We start from the raw sequence: 10711 nt of genomic DNA on the forward strand, positions 1-10711 counted from the left end.
CAAAGCTTGCTGCTCCGAAGAACACAGCAAGAGCTCCTTTAAATTTCTTCATACGACAAAGGTCTTAAGAATTAACGATTAATTTGGTCATTAATATGCTATTTTCTTAACTTCGAACGGTATGCGCTATTACCATTATATTTCCGCAATAATCCTTATCCTGCTGATAAGCTCCTGTGGAGCTTACAAAAAGGACAGCAGTCGTACTTCTTATCCTTTGGAATCCTCTCCACGGGAGTATAAAGATGTGCGTAACCATTATGCACAGCTGCTCCATGTACACCCCCATAAGCTTAATCCGGCTTTATATGCTTATATTGACGAATGGATAGGTACGCCACATCGCTTGGGAGGACAGGACAAGAGCGGAATAGATTGCTCGGGATTTGTCAATAATCTTTTCCAGAGGGTGTACAATATGAAACTGCCGCGCACCTCGCGCGAGATGGCAGAGATTGTGAAGCGTAAGTATGACCATCAATTGAAGGAAGGGGACTTGGTTTTTTTCGCTTTTGGAGAAAAGGAAATTGACCATGTAGGCGTTTATCTGCATAATGATATGTTTGTGCATGTATCGACGAAGCGGGGAGTCATGATATCCAACCTGAAAGAATCTTGGTTTTACAAATATTTGAAACGCTGCGGAACACCTCGAATGTAAGATCTCTTATGGTAATACTTTTGTCAATTAAATCAGAACGAAGAAGATGAGCCCTTTTTCTGTGCTGAAATGTTTATTTTTGCCCAAATAAATTAAGCGAGATGATTAGTAAATCGAGAAAAATTTTTTTGGCAATCTGTATTATTGTCCCATTTATCGTGTACTGCTGGATATATTATTCATCCATTATACGAAATGCGCCTTACCGCTTTGCGGATTTCGAATCTATAGAGCTTACGTATGGTTTGCCGGACGAAATGGTCAATACTTATAATTCAAAGACCGGTGTATACCAATACCTTACGAGAGACAACAAGCTGATGAAAGACACGGTAAGGATGAAAAAAGACGATTTGCTGTATCTGCACCGTAAAGCTATGGAGCTTGGATTCTGGAATGTGGATAATGATATGACCACCAAAAGAGCTTCTGCAGATGAAGGTAAAGAGGTGCCCCGCTATATTCTAAAATATACTTATAAAGAAAAGTCGAAGGAAGTTGTTTTGGATGCGGATTTTCCAGGAACGCCAAAGATGAAAGATGCCGCTAAATCCACCATCGATGCGGTAATCTCCATGATCGCGGAGGCACAGGCAAGAAAATAAGTAGGAACTAGTTTTTATTAAATATAAACAGGGACAATCGTCGATTGTCCCTGTTTTTTTTAGTGGTTTTGTTTTCTGTAGATCTTCAGGGTTGTGCTTATGCTTGAAGAGAATAGCAAAAGCGATAACGATTACCAGCGTATAAGCTGCAAAGGTCAACCATATATGTGGCCAGTCTTTTAAGAATATAGCCTTATCAAAGATGCCTCCTTCCAATATCGAAGAACCTTGATTTTTGATAAAATCCAATAGATGTGGGTTGTCCGGCGTGGTCTCCAGACGCCCCGAAAGGTCAGCAATATTGTTATATGGAATAGTGAAGTATTTGTCAATAAGCCATCCTGATACCTGAGAGCCCAATACAGCACCGAAGCCGTTGGTCATCATCATGAAAAGCCCTTGAGCAGAAGAACGTATCTTGGAGTCGGTCGAACTTTCGACAAATAAAGAACCAGAGATATTGAAAAAGTCGAATGCCAAGCCATACACTATGCAGGAGAGTATGATCATCCACAAGCCTTCTGCTGGATTTCCCAAGGCAAATAATCCGAACCGCAGTACCCAAGCTATCATGGCAAAGAGCATGACATTACGTATTCCGAAGCGTTTCAAGAAGAAAGGAATAGCTAAGATAAAGAGAGTTTCGGAGATTTGAGAGATGGACATAATGATGGTGGAGCGTTCTACGACCAGTGAATCCGCATATTTAGGAAAGAAAGCGAATTCACTGAGGAAGACATCGCCATAGGCATTGGTAAGCTGCAGGGCAGCACCCAAAAACATGGAGAAGATAAAGAACAGCGCCATCTTATAGTTTCCGAATAGCTTGAAAGCTTCCAGTCCAAAAATTTCTGTCCATTTTGCATTCTCCTTGATAAGGCGTTGCGGCGGACATTTTGGAATCATAAACAGAGCGTATAGGGCTACCGTAATGGAGCCAGCCGCTGCAATATAAAATTGAAAGGCTGTAGCTTTGTTGCCTGTAAGATTGGTAATCCACATGGCAATGATGAATCCTACTGTTCCCCACACACGGATAGGAGGGAAGGCTTTGATAAGATCGTACTTGGCAGAGGTTAGTGAGCTATACGCTATGGAGTTGGATAATGCCAACGTAGGCATATAACAGCACATGGCGGTGAGCATTACTGTAAAGAAGGTGGTAGGGTGGTCCACCTTTGCCAAGTAGATGAGACATACAGCGTAAAGGAAATGAAGAAGAGCATATAGCTTTTCTGCATTTACCCAACGGTCTGCCACTATCCCTACAATTGTCGGCATAAATAGAGATGCTATCCCCATCGTGGAAAATATCGCTCCGAATTGTGTGCCATCCCAATTTTTTGTACCGAACCAGTAGTTGGCTATAGTAATTAGCCATGCTCCCCATACAAAGAACTGTAGGAAGTTCATGATGGTGAGTCTTATTTTGATCGACATAACGCTTTAATTATAATGATGATTTTCTTTTTTCAATTTCGTCACGAATTTTAGCGGCTACCTCATATTGTTCGTTGGCGATAGCTTTCTGAAGAGTGCTCTCTAGCTGCTCCATAGATAGAGCGGCATAAGGGGAAGTTTCTTTCGGTTGAGGAAGTATTTTTCGGCAGGTTCCTCTTCTTGACTTTCTCCGGTAGTCACGGCATTGATATTTTCCAAGAAGGCTAAGTCATTGTTTTCCATGACGATTCCTGCTGATGACATGATGAAGTCGTAGGTATAGATAGGGCAATCGAAACGTACGGCCAAGGCCACTGCATCGGAAGTGCGTGCATCGATTTCATGTGTTTCATTGCCGTTGGTGCAAATGATTTTCGCGTAAAAGATTCCATCTACTAGGTTGTATATCAAAACCTCGTCAATGGAAATAATGGAAAGTTTCGGCAAAAGATTTGAAAAGATCGTGGGTCAGCGGACGGCTAGGTACCATCTTCTCGATTTCTACAGCAATAGCCTGGGCTTCAAAGCCTCCGATTATGATGGGTAATCTTCTATTGCCATTAACTTCTCCCAACACAAGAGCATAAGCCCCCGATTGTGTCTGGCTATACGATAAACCTACTATATCTAACTTAATTTTCTTCATCCGAACACCTTCAATAGTACAAATATGTGAATATTAACGCCAAAAAAAAAGTAGCATGCACATTTTTTGCACATACTACTTTGATATCTAAGGATTTGCTTTTAACTAGTTCCCTTTATAGACTTTCAACGCTTCTATGAGTTTAGGTACGACAACGAAGGCGTCACCCACGATGCCGTAGTCTGCCACCTTGAAGAAAGGAGCTTCCGGATCTTTGTTGATCACTACGATGGTCTTTGAAGAGCTTACTCCAGCCAAATGCTGGATAGCTCCTGAGATGCCTATAGCAATGTACAGGTTAGGGCTTACCACGAGGCCTGTCTGTCCGACGTGTTCGGAATGTGGTCTCCAGCCCGCATCGGACACCGGTTTCGAGCATGCTGTAGCTGCTCCCAATACAGACGCTAGCTCTTCGATCATTCCCCAGTTTTCGGGACCTTTAAGCCCTCGTCCTGCAGATACGACAATTTCTGCTTCAGGAAGGGAGATCTTGTCTGTAGCACGTACGATATCTTTGACTATGGTGCTGAAATCTTCGCCGCCCACCGGTGCGCTATAGTCTTCCACCTGCGCTGTGCCTCCCGTCTCTTTCACCGCGAAGGAGTTAGTTTATGGTGATTACTTTTACAGACGTCTCCACGGTGACGGTAGCAATAGCTTTATTGGAGAATGCATTCCTCTTAAGTTCGAACTGCTCTCCTGTGATGGTAGGCAAGGTAATGGCTCCGGCTACCAACGCTGCATTTAGTTTTGTTGCAACACGAGGGGCTAACCCTTTTCCACTAAAAGTATTGGAAAAGACTACCACGGTAGCTTTTTGCTCTTTGGCTATATGTGCGACTATGGAAGCATAAGCCCGGTTGACAAAATTTTTCAGATTATCCTGCTGACATGGAATACTTTGGTGACGCCACAATTTCCCAAAGAGGATAGAGCCTGTCTGTCTATATCACCGATAGACACGGCTATCGCTTCCGTGTTTAACAGGTCGGCAACTTCTTTCGCATAGCTTGCCGCCTCGAAGGCTGACTTTTTCAACTCTCCGTTTGTATTCTCTATATATACAAGTACTGACATGTTGTTCTCTTCTTTAAGGGTTAAATAACTTTAGCTTCTGTGTGTAGCAATTGAATAAGCTCCTGAATGTTATCTTCACTAATCAGCTTCACGTTGCCGCGCGCTGGAGGAGTGTCATAGCTTTTCACTTTGACAACAGGTGTCACTTCTATCGGTTCAATCACTTCCAACGGTTTGGTACGTGCCGCCATGATGCCGCGCATATTAGGAATTTTAGGCTCAGCTACACCTTCCGCTGTACCTACCACCAATGGAAGAGAGCTGCTCAGCACTTCTTTGCCGCCTTCGATTTCTCTTTCTACAGTGGCTTGACCATTTTCTATGGAGAGCCCTTTGGCCACCGAAACAGAAGGGATATTTAACAGTTCTCCTAAAATAGCAGCTACCTGAGCACCATTATAGTCTATGGATTCACGGCCTGTAAGGATAAGATCAAAGTTGTTCTTTTTGGCGTAATCCGCAATCTGATGCGCGACGAACCAAGCGTCAGCAGGGGTTGCGTTTACGCGTACAGCCTTATCCGCTCCCGTAGCTAAAGCTTTACGGATTGTAGGCTCTGTACTGCTGTCACCCACAGTGATGACCGTAACAGTACCATTGGCTCCTCCTCCTGCTAAATCTATGGCTTTGGATAAAGCGATCTCATCGTATGGATTGATAATGTATTGTACTCCGGAAGTGTTAAATTCCTGATTGTTATTGGTAAAAGTAATCTTTGTCGTTGTATCCGGTACATTACTTATACAGACTAATATATTCATGACCTGCTTAATTTAGATTTATAGTTCTTTAAGTTTATTACCAAATATAATGATAATTTTTAATTTTCCTATGCTTGCATAATAAATTATTCTGCTTTTTTTGCTCATCCCGACGGTAGCTGTATTTTTGTAGTATGAACAGAATAGCGCAGTTGGAGGAATTTCTTAAAGAGAGCCCTAACGATCCATTTTTATATTATGCTTTGACGTTGGAATACCAAAAGCTGGGGGACGATTTCAAGACAAGAGCAGGGTTTGAGCATCTGGTGCAGACATTTCCGGATTATGTAGGAACCTATTACCACTTCGGGAAATTTTTGGAACGGTTAGGAGAAAGCCAGCAGGCGGAAGAAATCTACCGTCGCGGAATAGATATAGCTACCCAACTTCGAAATCACCATGCCAAAGGAGAACTTATGGGCGCATTGAATCAGCTCCTAGGCCTTGATGATGAGGACGAAGATTTTTAAATCAAATTTTTACAATTCCAAAATTGAGATTGGTATCTTTTTTGAATAGACTTTCGTATCATGAGAGTCTTCCTATATATACTGTTGTTTTTGGAATTGGGCGCATTGGCATTAGGTTGTGTCAACAATCAAAAGAAGGTTTCCGCCAAAGATAGCAGTGAAACCATGGAGTCTCTTACTGCCAATATTGTAGGTTTATACTTCGGGCAGCTGCCTTGTGTAGATTGTGAGTCTATAAACACCCATTTAGAGCTTCATCGCGATCATACGTATACATTACGATATATGTACGAAGGAAAATCCGACGATTTGTTTGTCAAAGAAGGCAAATGGGATATAAAGGACGATAAGTTAAGTCTTAAAGGAGTAGACTACCAATATAGAGTTGAAAGAGATAAGTTAGTGCAGTTGGATCTGACAGGAAATGAAATCAAGGGAGATCTCGCGGATCAATATATCTTAGGTAGGATAGAATAGCTTTGTTTGAAATATAAAAGTAAAAAGGGCTAAAAACTTAGCCCTTTTTACTTTTATGGATGTTCGCAAATTTCTTTAAGTTTTGCTACGGTAATGTCGATTTCTTCTTTTGTATTGTATTTGCTGAAGGAGAATCGCACCGAAGGCCTGTTCGGGTCGGCTTTAATGGCACGCAACACATGAGAGCCTATATCCGATCCGGAGCTGCAGGCACTTCCTCCTGATGCCGAAATGCCGGCGATATCTAGGTTGAACAGCAGCATGTCGTTCATATTAGTACATGGCAACGAAACGTTCAACACCGTGTATAGGGATTTGTCTGCTTCGATATTTCCATTGAAGGCCACATTAGGAATGTTTTCCTTTAGCTTTTCAATTCATATAATCTTTAAGAGATTGTATGTAGGTTTGGTGCATGTGCATATCGCGGTAAGCAATTTCTAACGCTTTGGCTATTCCCACGATGCCGTACACGTTTTCCGTTCCACCACGCATGTTGCGTTCTTGTGCACCCCCGTAAATCAACGGTTTAATTTTATTATTCGAATTGATATATATAAATCCTACTCCTTTAGGACCGTGGAATTTATGGCCAGCAGCAGTAATGAAGTCAATTTTCAGGTCGGTCAGGTCATGTGGATAGTGTCCCATAGTCTGCACCGTGTCCGAGTGGAAAAGGGCATTATATTCTTTGCATAGGGCCGAAACCTTTTTGATATCCAGTAGATTGCCGATTTCGTTGTTGGCATGCATAAGCGATACCAGCGTTTTAGGAAGTGAAGACAGGAGCTCTTCCAAATGAGCTAGGTCCTACATTTCCTTTTTCATCGATGTTGATATAATGCAGCTGGATTTTGCCGTCCTTTTCGAGTTGTTCGAAAGTGTGTAGCACGGCATGGTGCTCTAAAGGAGATGTGATGGCATGTTGGATGCCGTATGCTTCTATAGAGCGGACGATAGCCATGTTGTCTGCCTCTGTACCTCCCGAAGTGAAGAATATTTCGGCAGGAGTGGCATGTAGCAGATGTGCTACTGTCTTTCTTGCTTTTTCTACCAAAGTTTTAACCTGACGGCCGTGCGAATGGATGGAGGATGGGTTGCCGAAATGTTCCTTCATGGCTTCCACCATCACGTCGATGACCTCTGGATCTAAGGGAGTTGTCGCTGCGTTATCTAAATATATTTGCATTGGGCAAAATTAGGGAATAGATATTTTTAATTGAACATTTTTTTGAACTTCGAAAGAATTATCAGAAAGAATGCGGCCAAACATCCTGCCAATGCGATAAAGACTATAATATCTCCGTGTTCGGTATAAAATGTTCGTTCGTCATTCAGATTAATTTCCTGGCTAATTGCTGCAGGCACCCACCAAGCGGTATGTTGCACCACGTCTCCACGTTGATTGATAAAGCCGGAGATGCCGGTGTTGGCGGAGCGTGCTACCCATCGGCGATTTTCTATGGCGCGTAATTTGGCGTAGGCCATATGCTGATCTTTGCCGGAGGTATCTTTCCACCATCCGTCATTGGTCATTACCGCGATAAATTGTGCCCCCTTCTTGACATATTCACTCACGTAATTTCCCCATATAGATTCGTAACAGATGGTAGGCGCTACACCTATACCGCTTTGAGCATACAGCACCCTAGGTTCAGTATCTTTGCCGTAGCCGCCCGTAGTACCACCGAAATGTTCGAACAGAGGTGTCATAAAGGCCAAAATCTTTCCGAAAGGCATCTGCTCTACGCCGGGTACCAGCTTGGACTTGTGGTAATATTGTAGTTTGCTGGAGCCGTCTATCAGGGTAGAGCTGTTGAAACTGTCTACATATTTATCTCCGAAAGGTCGTGCTGTTGGCGTCTTTTTGTCGTCGTAGAGGGCATAGCTCTCAATGCCGGATAAAACGTTTCCGTTGAAATACTTGCCCAAGAAGCTTACTATCCTCTCGTATGCCGGATATTGACGGAAATCATCTTCGTTGATGCCGCCGCGAGAAGAGATTGCCGTTTCCGGCCATATAAAAAATTCCGTATTCGGCTGGGCCACGCTTTCCGACAGACGGATAAGGTTTTCCAGCTGTTCCTCCGGAGCGATATATCCGTATTTGCCGTATGGATCTATGTTGGGTTGTACGACCACAACTTGTGAAGGGTTGGCAGGCTCTTCATAGGTGCTGTATTGGACAAGCGACACAGCAATGGGAATGATTGTTATTGCGGCAATCAAAAGTCCGATTAGTTTTTGGGAGTAAGCTTGAATTTGGTGTTTCTTTTGCCAATAGAAGAGAAAAACCAAAATGTTGACAGTCCAAATCCATAGTGTACCGCCGTATACGCCAGTATAGGAATACCACTGTACTAGTTGATGAAAATTGGCAAAGCCGTTGCCTAAAGTCATCCAAGGAAATGCCAAATCCCAGCTCTGATGTAGGTATTCGTACCCTATCCAAAAAGAGATAAGTCCCAGAAAGCTGATAAGTATATTTTGTCTTTTACGCAGTTCGTAATAAAGGCGGAAGGCGGTTGCCATGAGTAGGGGAGCTAAGCCGAAAGGTATCAGCGCTATCAGTAAGGATACCCATGCCGGCAGGTAGGCGTGCATGGCGTTGAACACCCAATAGATGGATGCGGTATTCCATACGAAGCCCGTGAGAAAGGCGGTAGTAAATATTTTGCTTCCTTTCCTCGTAAATTCGCTGCGGATAATATTTTCTGTGGCCACTAAAAGAGGAACCAAGCCTATGAGCAGCAGCGGACTGCTGTACGGTACGGGCGGCCAGCCTAACCACAATATGAAGGCACTTAACAGCGCCAATAGATAATTCTGTTTCACGTGAATATTATAACTTCGATAAAAGTTCAGCTTTTTTACTTTCGTATTCTGCCTGTGTGATTAATTGTTTGTCGTAAAGGCTTTTCAGCTTTTTGAGCTTTCTTGTCAGCTCATCCTCTTCTTCCTCTACAGCAGCGACAGTTTTTTCTGCCGCCGGAGGAACAAAGGTTGGTGACGAAGCAACGTATGTATGATCCTGTGTCGCTGGTGGTGACATATAGGTGTCTGGCTGTGGTGCAGCTGCCGTCGGCTTGCCTGTCGGATTCTCCTGAGTCGGAACTTCACGGAGCGGTATGGTAACAGGTCTGGCCTCCGTGGCAGATGTTTCTTTATAATCTTCATCACTGCCGGCTTTGATTTCTTCTAAAGTCTTCTTTTATGAGCTGATAGAGACGACGCGCCTGCACCTTAGGGATATAATCTATACTAAGATTTTCTCCCGTGAAAGGAATGACCGTGATTTTAGAGCCGAAAATCTCTTCCTTGAAGGCGATGTCTTTGATTTCCTTCCAGTCGAAAATTTCAAAATTGGTAGCTAATCCCAACTTAGTGAATTCACAAAGGAAAATCCTTTTGTTGCTGATGGTAATGCTGTCGGGAAGCAATGTTACCGCCGGCTTTTTCTGTACAGCGATGTAGTGTATGCTTTCATTGTGCATAAGCATATCTACAATCTTGCCGTATATCTTTTCTACAATTTTCGGGTCTTGGCCGTCCTGTAAGAATTTGTCTAAGCTCATCATGTCGAGATAAATAATTGAACCATTATTCTGCTCCTGCAACACAAAATACAAATTCTCCCTTAATCGGGTTGTTTTCGAAATGTAATTTTAGTTCTGCCAGTGTTCCGCGTATGGTCTCTTCGTAGAGTTTGCTGAGCTCACGAGAAATGGAAGCCGGACGTTCGGCACCGAAATAGGTGATAAACTCTTCTATAGTTTTCAGCAGTCGGTGAGGAGATTCGTAGAAGATCATGGTACGTTTTTCCTCTACCAGCTGTTTCAGGCGCGTCTGTCTTCCCTTTTTTACGGGAAGGAAACCCTCAAAACAGAAGCGGTCATTGGGAAGTCCCGAACTTACCAAGGCAGGAACGAATGCTGTAGGACCAGGAAGACATTGCACTTCTATGCCTTCTTTGATAGCCTCACGGACCAATAAAAATCCGGGGTCCGAAATGGCTGGTGTGCCGGCATCAGATATCAGAGATATTGTTTGTCCTTCTTTCAGAAACCTGATGATCTCTGCTACAGCCTTATGTTCATTGTGTTGGTGATGCGCTGAAAACCTTTTTCTCGATACCGAAATGTTTGAGCAGCGGCGCACTGGTGCGTGTATCTTCCGCCAAAATAATATCAGACTCTTTCAGGATGCGTATCGCACGAAAGGTCATATCCTCCAAATTGCCGATAGGCGTTGGTACTAAATAGAGCATAGTCAAAGGTAAGTATTTTTTGCTCTTTCTTTTGATGTCGAAAACAAGAGACAGAGTCAACAAAAAAAGACTTAAACATAAAGTCTAAGTCTTTTGAGGAAAGTGTGATGGAAAAAATTCTTCTTGTATAGAACGGATAGCAACTCTATTGTGCTACGGGGGAATGTTAGTGTCGGAAAAAATAAGGATTTTATGGTTTCCCGTAATTTTTAATGGTAATAATCTATGGAGTAGTTTTAGTTCGGACGAAATCGAAAGACCCTAGTAAATAAATATAAAAAATGAGAAGAAAGTCGTTGTTTCTTTA

General features: G+C 42.9%; 11 protein-coding genes and 4 pseudogenes. 4 read left to right on the top strand and 11 right to left on the bottom strand.

Annotation, left to right across the window (positions count from 1 at the left end):
* Positions 1-121 precede the first annotated feature (121 nt).
* Complete coding sequence (locus tag SD31_RS09920; protein ID WP_039054010.1) at positions 122-661, top strand: C40 family peptidase; 540 nt, start codon at positions 122-124, stop codon at positions 659-661.
* A gap of 464 nt (positions 662-1125) precedes the next feature.
* Here SD31_RS09920 and SD31_RS09925 read toward each other — a convergent pair whose 3' ends face one another.
* The 6 genes and pseudogenes from SD31_RS09925 to SD31_RS09940 all read right to left on the bottom strand — a co-directional run bounded on the left by SD31_RS09925 (position 1126) and on the right by SD31_RS09940 (position 5190).
* Positions 1126-2706 (bottom strand): nucleoside permease, encoded by a 1581-nt coding sequence (locus SD31_RS09925; protein WP_231561427.1) that lies wholly within the window; start codon positions 2704-2706, stop codon positions 1126-1128.
* Between the two features lie 10 nt (positions 2707-2716).
* The gene (locus SD31_RS21300) at positions 2717-2821 is read right to left on the bottom strand and encodes a UvrB/UvrC motif-containing protein (RefSeq protein WP_410528252.1); all 105 of its coding nucleotides are present in this window, start codon (positions 2819-2821) and stop codon (positions 2717-2719) included.
* Positions 2809-3352, bottom strand: a pseudogene (locus SD31_RS09930) (bifunctional nuclease family protein). The gene SD31_RS21300 and the pseudogene SD31_RS09930 overlap by 13 nt, the downstream one beginning before the upstream one ends.
* 105 nt (positions 3353-3457) lie before the next feature.
* Complete coding sequence (locus SD31_RS21305; RefSeq protein WP_410528253.1) at positions 3458-3946, bottom strand: electron transfer flavoprotein subunit alpha/FixB family protein; 489 nt, start codon at positions 3944-3946, stop codon at positions 3458-3460.
* Positions 3947-3956: 10 nt separating this feature from the next.
* Positions 3957-4429: pseudogene (locus SD31_RS21310) on the bottom strand (electron transfer flavoprotein subunit alpha/FixB family protein).
* A 20-nt stretch (positions 4430-4449) separates the two neighbouring features.
* Positions 4450-5190 carry an electron transfer flavoprotein subunit beta/FixA family protein gene (locus tag SD31_RS09940; protein ID WP_039054011.1) on the bottom strand — a complete coding sequence of 247 codons (741 nt, stop codon included), beginning with the start codon at positions 5188-5190 and terminating at the stop codon, positions 4450-4452.
* Positions 5191-5324: 134 nt separating this feature from the next.
* Here SD31_RS09940 and SD31_RS09945 point away from each other — a divergent pair, with 134 nt between their 5' ends.
* Together SD31_RS09945 and SD31_RS09950 are read left to right on the top strand one after the other, a co-directional pair.
* On the top strand, positions 5325-5660 hold the full coding sequence (locus SD31_RS09945; RefSeq protein ID WP_039054012.1) for a hypothetical protein: 336 nt from the start codon (positions 5325-5327) through the stop codon (positions 5658-5660).
* 60 nt (positions 5661-5720) lie between these two features.
* Positions 5721-6137: a copper resistance protein NlpE gene (locus tag SD31_RS09950; protein ID WP_039054013.1), complete on the top strand. Its 417-nt coding sequence runs from the start codon at positions 5721-5723 to the stop codon at positions 6135-6137.
* Between the two features lie 53 nt (positions 6138-6190).
* On the opposite strand, the pseudogene SD31_RS09955 reads toward SD31_RS09950, so the two are convergent.
* The 3 genes and pseudogenes from SD31_RS09955 to SD31_RS21315 all read right to left on the bottom strand — a co-directional run bounded on the left by SD31_RS09955 (position 6191) and on the right by SD31_RS21315 (position 9081).
* Positions 6191-7326 (bottom strand): annotated as a pseudogene (locus SD31_RS09955) (cysteine desulfurase family protein).
* A gap of 26 nt (positions 7327-7352) precedes the next feature.
* Complete coding sequence (gene lnt, locus SD31_RS09960; protein ID WP_039054014.1) at positions 7353-8972, bottom strand: apolipoprotein N-acyltransferase; 1620 nt, start codon at positions 8970-8972, stop codon at positions 7353-7355.
* Between the two features lie 7 nt (positions 8973-8979).
* The gene (locus tag SD31_RS21315; RefSeq protein WP_410528254.1) at positions 8980-9081 is read right to left on the bottom strand and encodes an SHOCT domain-containing protein; all 102 of its coding nucleotides are present in this window, start codon (positions 9079-9081) and stop codon (positions 8980-8982) included.
* Here SD31_RS21315 and SD31_RS19075 point away from each other — a divergent pair.
* Positions 9075-9272, top strand: a complete 198-nt coding sequence (locus SD31_RS19075; protein WP_039054015.1) for a hypothetical protein — start codon at positions 9075-9077, stop codon at positions 9270-9272. The genes SD31_RS21315 and SD31_RS19075 overlap by 7 nt on opposite strands.
* 41 nt (positions 9273-9313) lie before the next feature.
* Here SD31_RS19075 and SD31_RS16665 read toward each other — a convergent pair whose 3' ends face one another.
* Together SD31_RS16665 and rsmI are read right to left on the bottom strand one after the other, a co-directional pair.
* A complete protein-coding gene (locus SD31_RS16665) occupies positions 9314-9757 on the bottom strand; it encodes a PH domain-containing protein (RefSeq protein WP_231561428.1) in 444 nt (147 codons plus the stop codon).
* Positions 9738-10404, bottom strand: a pseudogene (gene rsmI / locus SD31_RS09975) (16S rRNA (cytidine(1402)-2'-O)-methyltransferase). The gene SD31_RS16665 and the pseudogene rsmI overlap by 20 nt, the downstream one beginning before the upstream one ends.
* Between the last annotated feature and the right edge of the window lie 307 nt (positions 10405-10711).

The organism is Sphingobacterium sp. T2, from assembly GCF_000814685.1.
GTDB lineage: Bacteria > Bacteroidota > Bacteroidia > Sphingobacteriales > Sphingobacteriaceae > Sphingobacterium > Sphingobacterium thermophilum.